Here is a 17631-nt window from a genome sequence, read left to right as displayed (position 1 = left end):
GAACGCGCGATAAAGGAGACAAAAGCGCGCGGTTTAGTAAGAATTCTGATATCACCGAGATAGGCAGCTTAGCATGCCCCTGCTTAACTGCCTTTTAGCATAGTCAGGCTATCAGCCGCGAATCGAATGACCCGCACGCTTTTCAATAGCCTTAATCAATGCTGAGTGGTCCCAGTTTTCACCACCCAGTGCCACACACTCGTCGAACAAGACTTGTGCGGTCTCTGTATTCGGCAAAGACACACCCAATGCTTCAGCTCCGCTCAGTGCCAGGCGCAAGTCTTTCTGGTGCAGTGCGATTTTGAACCCTGGGTTAAAGGTGCCTTTAACCATACGATCACCATGCACTTCCAGAATTTTCGAACTGGCAAACCCACCCAGCAGAGCTTCACGCACTCGAGCCGGATCCGCTCCTGCCTTAGAGGCAAACACCAGTGCTTCCGAAACCGCTTCAATATTCAGTGCGACAATAATCTGGTTCGCGACTTTACACGTTTGACCGGCGCCGTTATCCCCCACCAGCGTGATGTTCTGGCCCATGATGTCAAACAGAGGTGCTGCTTTGTCAAACGCCGCTTGAGCACCGCCGACCATGATACTCAGCGTACCGTTAATCGCGCCCACTTCGCCACCGGATACCGGCGCATCCAGATACTGGGCCCCGCTTTCTTTGATGCGAGCAGCAAATTCTTTGGTGGCAATTGGGGAAATCGAACTCATGTCGATGACCAGCTTGCTGGTCGCATCACCACTGGCCTGAATACCCTGCTCAATGCCGTTTTCACCAAACAGCACCGCTTCCACCTGTGGTGTGTTTGGCACCATCAGAACGACCACGTCGGCAATCTTGGCGGCTTCGCTCGGTGTCCGGCAAACCAGTGCACCCGCGTCGACCAGATCCTGTGGTGGCTTACTGTAGTGATCCGACAGTACCAGTGTATGACCGGCTTTTTGCAGATTTTCCGCCATAGGTTTACCCATGATACCGGTACCGATAAATGCGATTTTCATCCCTAATTCTCCTTAATCTTGAATGTATTCCGAACTCACTGAAATCCGATGATGTACTGTGGCTGTATTGCCAGACTAGCGGTACTGATTCAGCCAGTTGAGTCCTTCCAGCGTGGTCGTTTTCGGTTTGTATTCGCAGCCGACCCACCCTTCATACCCCAGCGAGTCCAAGTGGCTCAGCACGAACGGGTAGTTGATTTCACCGGTACCCGGTTCATGGCGACCAGGGTTATCTGCCAGCTGTACGTGTCCAATCTGCACCAAGTTATCAGTCAGGGTGGTTGCCAGATCCCCTTCCATGATCTGCATGTGATATATGTCGTACTGTAGTGAAAGATTAGTGCTGCCCACCTCTGCAATCACGGCTTTCCCCTGCTCAGTTGTGTTCAGGAAAAACCCCGGAATATCACGGGTATTAATGGCTTCAATCACCAGACGAATACCTTCGGCTTCCAGCGCCTGAGAAGCAAAACGCAGGTTGTCGACAAAAGTACGATGTGCCTCCTGTGCACTGACACCTTGTGGCACAATACCGGCCAGACAGTTGACCTGAGTGCAGCCCAGCGCTTTGGCATACGCGATCGCTTTTGGTACACCATCGCGAAATGCTTGTACCCGAGACGGGTCAACCGCTATCCCGCGCTCGCCGGCATCCCAGTCACCTGCAGGCAGATTAAAAAGCACTTGTTGCAAGTGGTATTCTGACAGTCGAGCTTTAATTTCTTCCGCCGGGAAATCGTAAGGAAACAGGTATTCAACCCCGTCAAACCCGGCTTTTGCGGCGGCTTCAAAACGATCCAGAAAAGCATATTCGGTAAACAGCATGGATAAGTTTGCAGCAAATTTTGGCATGGTTCTGTCCTTAAAATGTGTATCCATTTCTGTGGCTCTACCACTGAGCCACTGCGTGTAAGCAAGTCCGGTACTTTGCCGGTTATCGTGACCAGCAAAGTACGGTATTGTCAGCGTGGGAACGCTATTTCCTGAGTTGGCCAGTCAACGTTAAGACAACCGTTCCTGGCAGCGGCTGCCCAAACAAAGAGTCCGCAGCCACTTACCTTTCTAACTTTCTAAACTTGCAATCCAACTCATATTCAGGCTGCTCAAGATGGGTCAGACGTCCCGGCCTGATGAGCCAGCGCAGTTGGAGCATCTGCAATGCTATCAGCCAGCGCTTCAAACTCATTGATGGCGTTAATCTCAACACCCATCGCGATATTGGTCACACGCTCCAGAATGACTTCCACCACAACCGGCACTTGGTGCTTGTTCATCAGCTCACGGGCTTCAGCAAACGCCGTCGGCAACTGATCGGGATCGGTGACACGAATGGCTTTACAGCCCAGACCTTCCACCACCGTGACGTGATCGACCCCATAGCCATTAAGTTCTGGTGCGTTCTGGTTCTCAAAGGCCAGCTGAACACAGTAATCGATGTCGAACTGACGTTGAGCCTGACGAATCAGCCCCAGGTAGGAGTTATTCACCAGCACATGGATGTACGGCAGATTGAACTGCGCCCCTACCGCCAGTTCTTCAATCATGAACTGGAAGTCATAGTCACCGGAGATAGCCACCACATCACGGCTCGGATCCGCTGCTTTCACTCCCAAGGCTGCAGGTGTTGTCCAGCCCAGCGGGCCAGCCTGACCACAGTTAATCCAATGGCGCGGTTTGTACACATGCAGGAATTGGGCTGCGGCAATTTGCGACAGACCGATTGTGCTGACGTAGCAGGTATCACGGCCAAAGACTTTGTTCATCTCCTCATAGACGCGCATTGGTTTAATCGGGGTATCAGTAAAATGGGTTTTGCGCAGCATCGTGGATTTACGCGCCTGACATTCCCCAACCCACTGACTGCGGTCAGCCAGTTTCCCGGCAGCACGCCATTCGCGAGCAACGTCCACCAGCAATTCAAGTGCGGCCTTCGCATCAGAAACAATCCCCAGATCCGGACAGAACACCCGACCAATCTGAGTGGGTTCAATATCAATGTGAACAAACTTGCGGCCTTCGGTGTACACATCCAAAGAGCCGGTATGACGGTTTGCCCATCGGTTGCCAATGCCCATGACAAAATCAGCATTGAGCAGTGTTTCGTTACCGTAACGGTGTGCCGTTTGCAGGCCCACCATACCGACCATTAACTCGTGATCGTCCGGAATCGAGCCCCAACCCATCAGGGTCGGAATAACAGGAACACCTGTAATTTCAGCAAATTGCTGCAAAAGATCAGATGCGTCCGCGTTGATGATCCCGCCACCGGCGACAATCACTGGTTTATCCGCAGCACTCAACATCGTCAGGGCTTTCTCAACCTGCGCACGGGTAGCCTGCGGCTTATAGGCTTCTAGTGGTTCGTAACTGTCAATATCAAACTCAATTTCCGCCAACTGCACATCAATCGGCAGGTCAATCAGCACCGGGCCAGGACGGCCTGAACGCATCAGGTGGAATGCTTTCTGGAAAGCTCGCGGTACCTGAGCCGGTTCCAGTACTGTGGTCGCCCACTTAGTGACAGGCTGAGCGATAGACTCAATGTCCACGGCCTGAAAATCTTCTTTGTGCAGTCGGGCACGTGGTGCCTGGCCGGTAATACACAAAATCGGAATAGAATCTGCCGTGGCCGAATACAGACCGGTGATCATGTCTGTCCCCGCCGGACCTGACGTACCTATACATACACCGATGTTGCCTGCTGACGTACGGGTATACCCTTCCGCCATGTGGGATGCCCCTTCTACGTGACGGGCCAGAACATGATCAATGCCCCCCAATTTTTTCATTGCCGCATACATAGGGTTAATTGCCGCACCGGGAACACCAAAGGCGATATCTACCCCTTCACGTTTCAGTACTTCAACCGCGGCTTCGATTGCTTTCATCTTTGCCATTCAGACCTCCATTTCATTGTATACAATTTTCAATCATTTTGTGTACTATGGATGATATACAGAATTTCGCAACCCTCGAAAAAACATTTTCTTAACAACAACGCCATTTCTTTTTCACCCCAACAGCGGTAAGCCCCTGTCTTTGCAGCGATTAATTTTACATCTCGTTGATAAAAATATTTTTTGCCCTTTTTAAAATGAAACAAGATTGTTAAAATAACCTTTGATTGTTTACATAAATTCCAATATAAGTATTTACGTATCTTATTTTTTGTACACAAAATCGTAAGATATTGTTTAAAGGAGACGATAAAAACATGCTTACAGAAAATACGGACAGAGCCTTGAGTGCCTGCTTGGAAGTACGAGGATGTACCGCCGACAGTCGATACCAACAAATCCTCTCTTCAGAGGCGCTGAATTTTTTATGCTTGCTGGTGAGTGAGTTTGGCGAACGACGCAATCAGTTACTGACTGAGCGCGAACGTAAACAAAAACGATTTGATGCCGGTGAATTACCGGATTTTCGTGAAGACACAAAAGCAATTCGTGAAGATAAAAGCTGGAAAGTCGCAGCCCTTCCCGACGCATTAAAAGACCGCCGGGTAGAGATCACCGGTCCGGTTGACCGAAAAATGGTTATCAATGCCCTGAATTCCGGCGCCAAAGTTTTCATGTGCTGCTTTGAAGATGCATCTTCCCCGACCTGGCAGAACATGGTTGAGGGACAGATCAATCTGCGCGATGCCAATTTGGGTACCATCAGCTACTATGACAATCAGAAAGATAAACACTATTCGCTGAATGCCAACCCTGCGCTGCTGATTGCTCGTCCGCGTGGCCTGCACCTGCCTGAGCAATCCATTACCTTTAATGGCCAGCCAATTCCCGGCTGTCTGATGGATTTTGCCCTGTACTTTTTCCACAACTACCTAGTTCGTGCCGAAAAAGGCCTGGGCGTTTACTACTACATTCCGAAGCTGGAATGCATGGAAGAGGCCCAATGGTGGGATGATGTATTCCGCTTCACTGAAGATCACTTCAGCGTAGAACGGGGCACAATTCGTGCCACAGTGCTGATTGAAACCCTACCGGCCGTTTTCCAGATGGAAGAAATGCTGTATGCGATGAAGGATCACATCGTCGCCATGAACTGTGGCCGCTGGGACTACATTTTCAGTTACATCAAGACCCTGAAAAATCATACCGACCGGATCCTACCGGATCGCCACGGCGTTGGCATGGATCAGCCATTCCTCAAAGCCTATAGCCAGTTACTTGTGCGTACCTGCCATGAACGAGGCGCACTGGCGATGGGCGGAATGTCTGCTTTCATTCCGGCTAAAGATCCTGCTGAGATGGAAAAAGTCACCGCCAAAGTCATCGACGATAAAGAGCGTGAAGCCCGTAATGGCCACGATGGTACGTGGGTCGCACATCCGGCGTTAGTCGATCTGGCCATGTCCGTTTTCGACGCACACCTGAACGGACAGAAGAATCAGCTCAACTTCCAGAGTCCGGAAAGCCCGATTTCTGCCGAGCTACTGCTCCAGCCTTGCCAGGGTTCCCGAGATGAAGCTGGGGTCAGAAAAAATATTCGCATCGCCCTTTACTACATCGAAGCCTGGATTCAGGGCATGGGCTGCGTGCCAATTTACGGCCTGATGGAGGATGCTGCGACAGCAGAAATTTCCCGCGCCAATATCTGGCAATGGATCCATCACGGCGTAACGCTGGACGATGGCCAGCGTTTTACCGCAGAACTTTTTCACACCTGGCTCTACCAAGAGCTGGATACCATAAAACAGGAAGTTGGTGAGCCTCGTTATGCTGCCGGACGGTTTGAAGAAACCGCTGACCTTTTTTATAAACTGTCTACAGCTGACGAATTTGCCAACTTCCTGACTCTACCAAGTTATGCGCTGCTGAAAGGAGCAGCCTAAGTTAACAAAAATCAGGAGTTAACATGGGAAGTTTAAGTCTACAACAAGCGTTAGCCATTATTGATGGCACATTTCAGGCCGGTAAACAGTGCAACTGCGCGCCACTTACCGTCGCGGTGCTCGACAGCGGAGGAAAATTGATCACTCTGCAACGGCAGGATGGGGCCAGCATGATGCGCCCGGACATTGCCATCGCAAAAGCCTGGGGAGCGCTGGCGCTGGGTTGCTCATCACGTAAGCTGGCGCAAGATGCAGACACTCGTCCCGCGTTTATTTCTGCCGTAAACGTTCTGGCTCACGGCAATATGGTGCCGGTACCCGGCGGTCTGCTGATTCGAGATGCCAGTAAAACGGTACTGGGGGCAGTTGGTGTGAGTGGTGATCTCTCTGACATTGATGAACAATGCGCCATCAATGGTATCGGATTTGCTGACTTATATAGTGATGAAACAGCCGCCTGAGCCATTACGGAGGCACTTTCCGGATGTACAAGTTCGACAATCATTAGGTGCCAAGCAATCCGGCATGCCGAGTCCGTAAAACAGACGTACAAAAAAGGTCGCCTCGGCGACCTTTTTTGTTTCTGACTTAATCTCCGCACGCGTCTTAATACAGAATACTGTATGGCTCCGACCAACGGAATCGCTGACTCAACTCAGCTTTCAGTTCCTGATAACGGGATGAATTTACCAGTTGAGTTACCTCATTAGGTGTCAACAGCTCCTCTTCTCCCTGTGGATGCTGATTACGCACATACAAAATATCTTTGGCACTCTGTTTATATGCCGTCACCGGAAACTCATCGCCGTTGCTGTTGATGAAATGGGTATACACTTTCGGCACCGTCCCGTTTTCATGCTGCTTACAATCATACATTGACGGTAGCCATGAACCTGTTCCGTCTTGGGTGAGATATGCGGTCACCGGGCGATCCTTGGCGATATCTTCTATCATGCAGTATGTCGGGCTGAAACTAACAAGATGGTGCGTGTTATTGAACGCATGGCTTACCCATTCGCCGCTACTGGCAGCATCTGTGCCTCGTTCAGGATCATACGGGGTTTCATCCATATATACCCCGCTGTCGTAAGGGCCTGTCAGCGATTGATCTATTCGGAACGTTTGCGGATCAGACACAAAATACGCCGTTTTTCCATTTTCCAGAGTATATGCTTTTACGAAATCCCGGTTGATCTGGTAAGTCGGACTTGTGGTAACCAGATTGCGCCCACGATAGTCCGCATCCACAAGGCTGACGGTATAGAAACGGGTGTTAACTAAATGTTTTGCCGACGAACCTTGCGCAGTATCTTCTTCACTGTCTGAGAGATAGTACGGCGTTTCACTGTAAAGTAAGCTTTCGCCACCTGAGAGTATTCCTGATCGCGGGCCGGAATACCCATAACTAGCCACATCGTATGTGGGTGTCTTTTCCCCTGAACTAAGAGTTGTTTCGCTTTTGTTTATACGCACAACTGTACCAATCCAGCGCCCTTCAAATTGCAGCAGATAGTCCAGGGTCAATGTTTCAGACTGATCAGTGTAATCGTAACTTTGAATATCAAAATGCGGCTGATTATTGTCGAAATCCCAACGACGCATAAAAGACACTTTGTTGCCTTTTTTACTCATAGCCATTGGCTGCTGCTCATAATGTTCGGAGCAGTTATCACGACCATTAGCAAAATAAGCAACCTGAGTACCCTGACTATCGACCCGACAGACAGACTGATCCTGAAGACCATTCGGACTGACTTTAGTCAAAATCCGCGTAAACTCATCCTCGTTTACATCAGTATTGTTAGCCTGGAAATATCCCAACGCATCATTGGAGGTAATCCACAGCGGTTGTGACTGAGCCGGTTTCGTCAATGCAAAGTCGAGCATGAAAAATTCCGCTTTGTTCTGCTGAATTTTTTCCGTGGTATACGTAATCAGCTCTTTCGCCTGGTAATAACCTTGAACTGATGGAGCCGCATTGGCTTGCGTGCAGACAGCCAATACTGCCGAGCCAATAATCAATTTTTTCATCATATTACCTATTTTTTGAAATTATCCGGCGTAGAGATCCCCGCACCACCATTGGAGGCATATTTCACGTTCTGCAGCGCCTGTAGATCATTCTGATCAATATTCAGCGTCATCTTATATCCATGCGGAGCACGTGATCCGCTGTCCACTGTAGGTTGCGAAGGTGTGTCATCTCCGCTCCCTCCCCCACAGGCGGTCAGGCCGAGTACTAAAACAGGCAGCAAGTGTAATTTCAATAATTTCATAATGGATTCCAAATCGCAGGCAAAGAACGACCTTCCGCTTTGACAAGCTGGAATAAAAATGGGGAATAGTGTTTAAAACTCTATCGTATAAAACAGTGTTGTTTACGGCGGAATTATATAAGGTTGACTAAAAGTCTCAACACACAACTGAGCAATATTTGGCCACAATGATGTTTGAGTTAGTCATTTGGTATGAAGAAACTGGTTTAAAATCCTTAATATTCAGACAGATAAATAAAAGTAAATAATTTAAAATATTTTGAAACCTTTTGAAATAAACTGTCAAATAAGAAGCAATTCGCATTCTGATAAATATATTTATTGTAATGAGTGTGACTGAATCAACGGTAGTTGTAATTATTTAACTTTTAAAAATAACAAAGAGAAAATATGACATATAAAATAGTTCTTATATTTTCCCGTTCCTCTTGTCGTAATTCGAGACTATGGATTGCTGCTCTTTATACCAACGGCTGCTATTCATCACCGCCGTCAACAGATGAAACTGAGGGGGTGAATCAAAGCAGCCGCTAAAGTTCAGCATCCAACACCTGGAACGGTTATGTCGTGATCATCGTTCACAACAGCGTGACAGGAATTGCATTAGGCTAACAGTTGTTGCATTGCAGAATGTAGTCGGTCATCCCATTCAGGATTGATCATGCGCTGGTTTTCGGTGTCGAAATTGTCAAAAAAATTCGGTACTGACAAGGACGCTTTCACCTCAGCCCCAAAATATGGCATTGAGCCATTTGCCGCCGCCAGTACACTCTGTGCACCACCCGCTCCCGGTGACGTTGCCAGCAGTACCATAGGTTTGCCTTGATACACCTTATGCTGAATACGAGAACACCAGTCAAAAACGTTCTTATAAGCCACAGAGTAAGATCCGTTATGTTCAGCAAATGAAATGATAATGGCGTCGGCATCATTCAGTTTGTTCAAAAACTGCTTGGCCAGTTCTGGGTGACCCGTCGCTTTTTCCCGATCTTCGCTGTATAGCGGCATTTCATAGTCATTCAGATCCAGCAGCTCCACCTCAACATTACCGAGGAGCGATACCGCATAGCTAACCAGTTGTTTGTTGATAGATGTCGTGCTGTTTGTTGCAGCAAAAGCAATAACTTTCATCCAGATATCCTTTTCATCGTTCCGCATTAATCTCTGTCTTGATTGAGCCACAGGCCCCGATTCAACCTCATTAACGCAAGGTGGTATCAGATAACCGGTACCCATTGGGAGCACACGGTTCGTTCCACAACGCTGTTGCAGCTCTTCTTAATACTCACGCTACCAAAACCCATCGATTAAGTAAATTTTTAAGTTTACTTAAAAGGAAATATGCAACACAGATTATATTTTCACTGTTGGAGCCTCTGGTTTGAGACATACTGCTGAACGGTAAGCTGACACGATTTACAGTGTGGCAGACGTAAGCCCTGGCTCCCTGTCCCCATCTGAACGGCTACTCCATCAGAATAGCTACTACATCTGATTAGCTACTTCATCTAAGTACATAACGTAATCATTTAATCCAGCAGGCTTTGCGAACGCCTATCGGCTCAACACCCGTTCGAGAGGCACAAAAAAGGGCCCGAAGGCCCTTTCTGGTTTAACGTATTAACGGGTTGGAGCGGTGTAAATCAGAAAGACAAAATGGCTCCGGCCACCGCAGCACTCATCAGGTTAGCCAGTACGCCTGCCGCAATTGCACGGAAGCCCATTTTAGAAATGTATGAGCGACGTTCAGGAACCATACTGCCAAGGCCGCCAATCAAAATGGCCATCGTACCAATATTGGCAAAACCACACAGCGCGAAAGTCACAATTGCCTGAGAGTGCTCACTCAGCTGATCTTTCACTTCCATCATCTGAATAAATGCCACGAACTCATTGACCACAATCTTATTGCCAATCAGTGAGCCGGCAATGCTGGCTTCATTCCAGGGAACACCCAGTAAAAAAGCGACCGGCGCGAATACGTAGCCCAGCAACTTTTCAAAACTCAGAGACAGACCGAACAGATCACCGGCCGCTCCCAGTAACCCATTCAGCAGGGCAATAACACTGATGAATGCGAGCAGGGTCGCACCAACGGTCACCGCTAAACGAAGGCCTGCAATTGCGCCATCCGCCAGCGCTTCCACCACGTTGGTGGCGCGTGGAATCTCAACCGAGGTTACTTCGTCATCCCCGCTCTGTTCAGCGGATGGCGGAACCATCATTTTTGCCATTAGCAAACCTGCCGGTGCTGACATAAACGCGGCAGCGATCAGGAAATTCAGTTCAACACCCAGAGAGGCATACCCCACCAACGTGCCGCCGGCTACAGAGGCCAGACCGCAGGTCATGACAGCAAAAAACTGAGAATCACTCATTTTTTGCAAATACGGTTTGATCACCAGCGGCGCTTCTACCATACCGACAAAAATATTCGCGGTGGCCGACAGCGATTCGGCACGTCCGGTACCCAGAAAACGTTGCAGCCCGCCGCCAATCACATTAATGACTTTTGGCATCAGACCGATATGGTACAGGGCAGAGATCAAAGCGGAGAAAAAGATGATGATACCAAGAACATTAACGGCAAAAACGAACCCGACACTGCCTGTAGCCAGACCACCAAACAGAAATGAAATCCCTTGCTGACCATAATCGATTACGCTGGAGACCGCAGAAGTAACCTGGCTGAGTGCTTCCTTACCGGCGGGTACGTAAAGCACCAGTAAGGCAAACAACACCTGAAGGGTGAAAGCCAGACTGACCGTTTTCAGCGGAATATTCCGGCGATCTGTCGATAGCAGGTATGCAAACAGCAGAATCGCAGCAATACCGAAGAGGGAAGACATAGTAAAACCTTACGTTCAATGAAGAAGCGGCGCATTCTATAGCGCAAAGGTTTGCCTTCAAGATCCTTTTGCTGCCGGTTTGTTACTGAGTTTCTTACCTCACCTGTCGAGAGTCTTCAACAAATTGATAGTATTGAAAATATTGGAGTTCCAAAGGAAATTTTTTCCATATGGAAAAAATATTTCTGTCAGCGCGAACAATCTTTTCAGGGAGCTGCTGAAAAAAACCACACTGACCTGTATTTACTCTAACCACTGCCTGTTTTGTACTGATACGAATATGCTGAAAAGTCTCGTACTAAAAGCCGAGCCTAGAAATAGCTCTTAATCGTAGGATGCCCATCCTTGTCATTCACTTTGCTATTTTCGTATCTGGTTGGATCACGGCCTCAAAGCTTAACCCAAGGCATCAGCGCTTTATCCCAGTAAGGCTGTTCGCCGATGTGATGTTTGAAGAAGTCAATCGCCGCCGTGATCTTGCGCGGCAAATGCTTACGGCTCGGATAAACCGCGTAAAATGGCATACGTTGCGCTGCCTGCCAGTCAGGTAACAACTGAATCAACTTACCGTCCCGAAACTCATCGCGCAGCAAGTATGTGGCCAGATAAGCTACCCCCCACCCAGCCACGGCGGCATCTCGTACGGCTTCTGCCAGATCCACCCGATAATTGCCGGAAACATTCACCGTGGTAGCCTCACCGTCTTTTGCAAACTCCCAGCAACTGTAGTTTCGCTGTCGGCTCTGATAAGTCAGGCAATTGTGGTTGACCAACTCTGACGGGTGGTATGGCACTTCTCGCTTCAGCAGATACTTTGGTGATGCAGCAACAACAAAGCGAGTATCAGCCAGTCGCTGTGCAACATAGCCCTGCGGAATATTTTCATAGTTGGTGATCCAAAGATCCAACCCATCAGCCAGCATATCAGCCTGATGGTCAAACAAGCTCAGCTCAACCTGCAGTTCCGGATATTTTTGCTGCAGAATTTCAATGGCGGGAATGATGTGCATGGTGCCGAAAGACTGGGATAACCCTAGACGCAGCACCCCGGCCACGTCATCACGCTCGAACGCCATAGAGTCCGTGGCATTATTAACGGCTTCTACAACCTGGCGGGCATAAATGGCAAACTCCTGCCCCGCATTGGTGAGAGTAAATGTCCGGGTCGTCCTCTGCAGCAGCTTTACGTTCAACGCTTCTTCGAGCGCGCCCAACTGCTTGCTGACATGAGAGGTCGAGACACCCAGCTGTTTGGCGGCAGCGGTAAAACTTCCGGCCTGCAATAAGGTATCAAAAATCACCATTTGGCTGGCTTTGTCATGGGTCACTGGACACTCTCCCGAAAGCGTTAACAAGGACTGAGTCGGTAAGGAAAAAGCCTTTTAGCAAGGCTCCATCCCAATAAATCAACGGAGTGTAGCGACAATAAAAAATCCCGGCAAGTCACCGGGATTTTAAATGTGTATACCTTCTTAAGGGCTTGTCTGAACAACAGCTTATTCACCCGCTTTGAGCCTGGCTTCGCCATCGTTCAGTTCCGTTAAGGTCGCCTGAGCAGACTTTTGCTTGCGCTTCTCCAGCACCGCAGTTACCAACGGCATCAGCAGTGCCAGCGCCGCGATGATCATGATCGACAGTGTCAGTGGGCGCTCCCAGAGGAAAGAGTAGCTACCGTCACTCAAGGTCAGTGATCGACTCAGGTTCTTCTCCAGAATATCCCCCAGAATAAAGCCAAGCAGCATCGGTGCCATCGGGAAATTCAGTAACTTCAGGAATGTCGCAATCACGGTAATGATAACCATCATATGAATATCAAACGCATTGAAGCTAACCAGATATACCCCTGTGATTGAGAAGAACAGGATCAACGGGATAAGAATCGGACGCGGGATCACCAACAATCTAGAAATGTAAGGGATCAACGGAAGATTCAGAATCAGCAGTACCAGATTGCCGAAGTACATCGAGATGATCACCGACCAGAATACATCCGGATTATCGACAAACAGACGCGGGCCCGGTTGAATCCCGTAAGCAATCAGCGCTCCCAGCATAATAGCAGTGGTACCTGACCCAGGAATACCCAGTGTCAGCAAAGGGACAAACGAACCAGTAGAAGCCGCATTGTTCGCTGACTCCGGTGCTGCCAGCCCGCGAAGCGCGCCTTTCCCGAATTTCGCTTTCTCCGCTTTTGGTGCCAGGTTTCGCTCCATGCCGTAACTCAGGAAAGAGGCGATAGTTGCACCAGCACCCGGCAGTACACCAACCAGAAAACCGAACACCGACGAGCGCGCAATAGTCGGCGCAACATGCTTCACCTCTTCTTTATTCAGCTTCATACTGCCGAGGGAATTCATGTCCATCTGCGGCTCTTCTTCTTTATGCTCGCCACGCAGTACCGTCATAATGACTTCTGTCAGAGCAAATGTTGCCATTGCCAGCAGCAGGAAGCTGATGCCATCAATCAAGTTGATATTATCGAAGGTAAAGCGTGGGATGCCGGTCATCACATCGTTGCCGACCATCGCAATCATCAGGCCAAAAACCGTCATCATCAGGGCTTTCAGCACCTGCCCCTTCCCGGAAAAAGCCGCTACCGCCGTTAATCCCAGTACCATCAGAGCAAAGTAATCTGACGACTGAAAGCTCAGTGATACTTTTGCCAGAGCCGGTGCGGCAAACAACAGAATAATGGCGCCAACCGTACCACCGGTGAAAGAAGAATACGCCGCCAGTGCCAGTGCTTTGCCAGCCTGATTTTTTTGTGCCAGCGGATAACCGTCGAACGCAGTCACCACAGTACTCGCACAGCCCGGCGCATTGATCAGGATCGACGAGGTTGATCCCCCGAAAATAGCGCCATAATACACCCCGGCCATCAGAATAATACCCGAAGAAGGATCAAGCCCGTAGGTAATCGGAATCATTAGCGCAATAGCAGAAATAGGACCCAGTCCCGGCAGCATGCCGATAAAGGTACCGGCAAAACACCCGACGACAACCATCAGTAAGTTGAAGGGCATAAACGCAGTTGTCAGCCCTGACATCATTCCATCAAACATGGTTTAGCTCCCCAACATCATTGTCCAGACCCGGCCCGGAGCCAGATAAATATCTAACAGTTGCGTCAGGACATACCAAAACCCGACAGCAAACGGTACAGACGCCAACACGACAATCTTGATTCTTCGCTCACCCAGCAGCCAGTAGCCACCAGCCAGGAAGAAAATGGTTCCCACCATAAAGCCCAGCCATTCCAGTGACACGGCAAACAGCACCATCAGAACCAGTAACTTAGCCACCAGCGAAAAGTCGTAACCGGTTAACTTCAGACATTCTTTCTCTTTTTTACTGGCCGTCAGTAGCTGACACACCGCCAGAACGGCTCCCATTAAAGCCAGGGCTGTTGGCATGGATCTGGCGTTGAAGGGTTCAAATTCATCACCGGGAAACAACACGATTTCATTGGCGTAGTAGCCGTAGGCGATGGAAAAACATAAAAACACCAGACCGCCGATATGATCTTTCGTTATCGTCATTGGTGATCCCTCTATTCTTTGGTTAAAACATGTCGTTAACTAAAACATGACTTGAGCAGAAACATGTATTTAGTGAAAACATGATCAGCACGTGAACTGAACAGGTTAGATTGATTTCGAACAGCGCCCGGACAAGGCACAAGGCGGGAATGCCAACCTGTAGTAACGAACCAGCGCCGCAACAGATGGCGCCCCGGATAAATCTCTCATCGGAGAACAGAACATCCGGGTACGCCGTTGAAGATTACTTAAGGAAACCCAGCTCGCGCATCAGGCCGCCCACTTCTTTTTCCTGTTGCTCCAGGAACGCCATAAACTCTTTGCGAGGCTTGTAGATTTCAGTCCAGCCGTAGCGGTCACGAACGGTTTCCCAAGCTTTGGTTTCGTACATTTTCTTCAGTACATCAGCAAACTCATCGGCCTGCTCATCGCTCAGCCCCGGAGCACCGAAGAAGCCGCGCCAGTTGACAAAAGTAGCGTCGTAGCCCAGCTCTTTCAGCGTCGGGACATCAGGTGCTGCAGTAGAACGCGCATCACCTGTCATCGCAAGAATGCGGATCTCACCGGCTTCAGCCAGGCTCAGCGCTTCACTCAGACCGGTAGAAAGCACTTGTGTTTCGCCAGACAGCAAACCCGCCATGGCTTTACCACCAGCATCGTAAGCCAGGTATTTCAGTTTACGTGGTTCACCACCTGCCGCTTTGAAAGCCAGTGCCGCAACCAGATGATCCATGCTGCCGCGAGCAGAACCACCAGCAACAGAAACTGAGCGAGGATCTTTCTTGTAAGCTTCCGCCAGTTCAGTGAACGAGTGGTAAGGAGAGTCTTTTGCCACGACAAACGCGCCGAAGTCGCCAACCGTCGCAGCGACAGGAGTCAGATCACGGAAAGACTGTGGAAACACGTTAGACAGAGATCGGATGATGATCGGTGTGGAGTTGACCATCAGCGTGTCTTGGGACTGTTCAGCGGTCTTGATCAGGTAAGCAATCGCTTTACCACCACCACCACCGGACATGTTTTCGTAGGAAACTTTATCAACCAGCTCCGATTTTGACAGGGCTTCGCCAATGCCACGGGCTGTGCTGTCCCAGCCGCCACCAGCGCCACCTGGAACCAGGAAATGAACCTCTTCAACTTTGGCCTGAGCGTGCCCAACACTCAATGCCGACGCCATAAATGCTGCAAGTACAGTAACACGTTTGCGGGAGATGAACTGAGTAAGCATAAGATGTCCTCTTAAAATAGTTATGTGTTCCTCCACCGCTAAAGTTATGCCAGCGTCATCCCGATTAACAGATTGTAAATTTATTGTGAATAACGAAGTTAAACATCATTTTGTTCATAATGTTCACAGCAAAGCTGAACAGAAAACGGTAAAGTAGTCCCCCTGCACGTTCTGGTGGAAGGATTCACCCACATGACCCAATTATTATCGCTGCGCCACCTACAGTTAAAAACACGTATGGTGTTGATTTTAGGCGTCATTGCGGTATCACAGACAGGTATTCTTGGCCAGTTCGCGATACGCTATCTCGATACAGTATTAGAAGAACAAATTGGCCACCAGGCCATGCGAGTCGCACAGGCCATTGCAGCCTCCCCCACGCTGATCGATGCGGTTGAAACAAGAAACACCGACATACTGCAACCTTTAAGCTACAAGATAGCAAAATCTGCCGAAGCAAAATTTGTCGTCATTGGAGACCGGGATGGCATCCGCCTCGCTCACCCATTTCCGGAGCGTATTGGGAAACCCATGTCTGACGATGACGGTGATACCAATGCACCAGCGCTTATTGGAGGAATACCTTATGTATCCAAAGCGTTAGGCAGTATCGGTTGGTCGGTACGCGGCAAAGCCCCGATTTTCAATCACACAGGCACTCAAATTATCGGCGTTGTGTCCGTTGGTTATCTGCTTGATACCGTTGAACAATTAGTCAGTAATCATCGCTTGTCCATGATGCTGGCCATCGCCGCGGCCTTTGCTTTCAGTGTGTTCACCGCTATCTGGTTTGCCCGTCACTTTAAGAAAGCGATTTTTGATTTAGAGCCGGAACAGATCGGACAGATGTTTGAAGAGCGGAATGCCACACTGGAAGCGGTGCGGGAAGGCATTGTTGCCATCAACCAGAAAGGCATGATTACCACCTTTAACCATGCGGCAATTCGCACGTTAGAACTACCGGAAAACGAGCAGTATATTGGCAAGCATATTATGGAAGTACTGCCAGATACCGGCATGCTGCACGTTCTGCGAAGCGGTCAGCCACAGTTTGATCAAGAAATCTGGCTGCACAATCATCTGCTGATTGCCAGCCGCATCCCCCTTCGCCAGGACGATAAGACCACGGGTGTCGTCACCAGTTTCCGACTGAAAAATGAAGTCGATCTGGTCAGCCGGAAGCTGACCCGTATCAAGCAATACGCTGACAGCCTTCGTAGTCAGGCACACGAATACAACAATAAGCTCCACACTATTGCTGGGCTCATTCAGATAGACGCTAAAGACGAAGCGTTGGCGGTGATCGGTCAGGAAACATCCAGTCATCAGGCTTTTATACAGCAGTTGATGAGCGTGACTTCTGACAGTGTGTTGGCCGGGTGCCTGCTGGGTAAATACAACCGCGCCAAAGAACTGGGCCTGACGCTACACATTGAGCAGGAAAGTCAGATGTCGGCACTGCCTGATGCCTTGCCGCGAGAGCAGTTAGTCAGCATTTTGGGTAACCTGATCGATAACGCGCTGGAAGCCACACTGGCACATTATGGTCGGGGCGGATCCGTGACATTGTCACTTTCTGATTATGGTAAAGAGTTGATTTTTGAAATCGAAGATCAAGGGCCAGGCGTCGCGGAAAGTGACCGTGAGAGAATCTTTACCCGGGGCTTTTCTACCAAGTCTCAACCCGGCCATGGTATCGGGCTCGACTTAGTGAAAAGCCTGACCGATCATTTAGGCGGCATGATCACCGTCGAGCCTATTTCGCCATATGGCAGCCGCTTCACCTTATATTTACCGAAAGAACTGAGTGAGTTACTACGCGGTAAAGATTTAAATGCCGGTCCAATCCCCTTTTCAGGGCCAGCAAACTGATAGAAACGAAAGGAAT

Annotated in this window: 14 protein-coding genes; 3 read left to right on the top strand and 11 right to left on the bottom strand. The window is 49.3% G+C overall.

Annotated elements, in window-relative coordinates:
- Positions 1-111: 111 nt before the first annotated feature.
- The 3 genes from PGW97_RS18735 to gcl form a co-directional block, all read right to left on the bottom strand.
- Positions 112-1011 (bottom strand): 2-hydroxy-3-oxopropionate reductase, encoded by a 900-nt coding sequence (locus PGW97_RS18735; protein ID WP_047884562.1) that lies wholly within the window; start codon positions 1009-1011, stop codon positions 112-114.
- A gap of 75 nt (positions 1012-1086) precedes the next feature.
- Positions 1087-1863 carry a hydroxypyruvate isomerase gene (gene hyi / locus PGW97_RS18730; RefSeq protein WP_273860414.1) on the bottom strand — a complete coding sequence of 259 codons (777 nt, stop codon included), beginning with the start codon at positions 1861-1863 and terminating at the stop codon, positions 1087-1089.
- 251 nt (positions 1864-2114) lie between these two features.
- Positions 2115-3908 carry a glyoxylate carboligase gene (gene gcl, locus PGW97_RS18725; RefSeq protein ID WP_217392574.1) on the bottom strand — a complete coding sequence of 598 codons (1794 nt, stop codon included), beginning with the start codon at positions 3906-3908 and terminating at the stop codon, positions 2115-2117.
- A gap of 317 nt (positions 3909-4225) precedes the next feature.
- Here gcl and aceB point away from each other — a divergent pair, with 317 nt between their 5' ends.
- The gene (gene aceB / locus PGW97_RS18720) at positions 4226-5851 is read left to right on the top strand and encodes a malate synthase A (RefSeq protein ID WP_273860413.1); all 1626 of its coding nucleotides are present in this window, start codon (positions 4226-4228) and stop codon (positions 5849-5851) included.
- Between the two features lie 23 nt (positions 5852-5874).
- Complete coding sequence (locus PGW97_RS18715; RefSeq protein WP_047884566.1) at positions 5875-6312, top strand: GlcG/HbpS family heme-binding protein; 438 nt, start codon at positions 5875-5877, stop codon at positions 6310-6312.
- 145 nt (positions 6313-6457) lie between these two features.
- On the opposite strand, the gene PGW97_RS18710 is transcribed toward PGW97_RS18715, so the two are convergent.
- The 8 genes from PGW97_RS18710 to PGW97_RS18675 form a co-directional block, all read right to left on the bottom strand.
- Positions 6458-7882 (bottom strand): porin, encoded by a 1425-nt coding sequence (locus PGW97_RS18710; RefSeq protein ID WP_273860412.1) that lies wholly within the window; start codon positions 7880-7882, stop codon positions 6458-6460.
- 8 nt (positions 7883-7890) lie between these two features.
- Entirely contained in the window at positions 7891-8127 is a 237-nt protein-coding gene (locus tag PGW97_RS18705) for a hypothetical protein (protein WP_242551958.1), read from the bottom strand.
- A 603-nt stretch (positions 8128-8730) separates the two neighbouring features.
- Complete coding sequence (locus tag PGW97_RS18700; protein ID WP_047884568.1) at positions 8731-9258, bottom strand: NADPH-dependent FMN reductase; 528 nt, start codon at positions 9256-9258, stop codon at positions 8731-8733.
- A 512-nt stretch (positions 9259-9770) separates the two neighbouring features.
- Entirely contained in the window at positions 9771-10976 is a 1206-nt protein-coding gene (locus PGW97_RS18695; protein ID WP_047884569.1) for a NupC/NupG family nucleoside CNT transporter, read from the bottom strand.
- 389 nt (positions 10977-11365) lie between these two features.
- A complete protein-coding gene (locus PGW97_RS18690) occupies positions 11366-12304 on the bottom strand; it encodes a LysR family transcriptional regulator (protein ID WP_169776017.1) in 939 nt (312 codons plus the stop codon).
- A gap of 168 nt (positions 12305-12472) precedes the next feature.
- On the bottom strand, positions 12473-14038 hold the full coding sequence (locus PGW97_RS18685) for a tripartite tricarboxylate transporter permease (RefSeq protein WP_047884570.1): 1566 nt from the start codon (positions 14036-14038) through the stop codon (positions 12473-12475).
- Positions 14039-14041: 3 nt separating this feature from the next.
- Positions 14042-14515, bottom strand: coding sequence for a tripartite tricarboxylate transporter TctB family protein (locus PGW97_RS18680; RefSeq protein ID WP_217392569.1), 474 nt, complete (start codon positions 14513-14515; stop codon positions 14042-14044).
- A gap of 244 nt (positions 14516-14759) precedes the next feature.
- A complete protein-coding gene (locus PGW97_RS18675) occupies positions 14760-15743 on the bottom strand; it encodes a tripartite tricarboxylate transporter substrate binding protein (RefSeq protein WP_047884572.1) in 984 nt (327 codons plus the stop codon).
- Between the two features lie 192 nt (positions 15744-15935).
- Here PGW97_RS18675 and PGW97_RS18670 point away from each other — a divergent pair, with 192 nt between their 5' ends.
- Positions 15936-17615 (top strand): ATP-binding protein, encoded by a 1680-nt coding sequence (locus tag PGW97_RS18670; protein WP_047884573.1) that lies wholly within the window; start codon positions 15936-15938, stop codon positions 17613-17615.
- Positions 17616-17631 lie beyond the last annotated feature (16 nt).

This window comes from Photobacterium sp. GSS17, assembly GCF_028621875.1.
Classification (GTDB): domain Bacteria; phylum Pseudomonadota; class Gammaproteobacteria; order Enterobacterales; family Vibrionaceae; genus Photobacterium; species Photobacterium ganghwense.
This window is presented reverse-complemented; position numbering and strand designations above follow the sequence as displayed.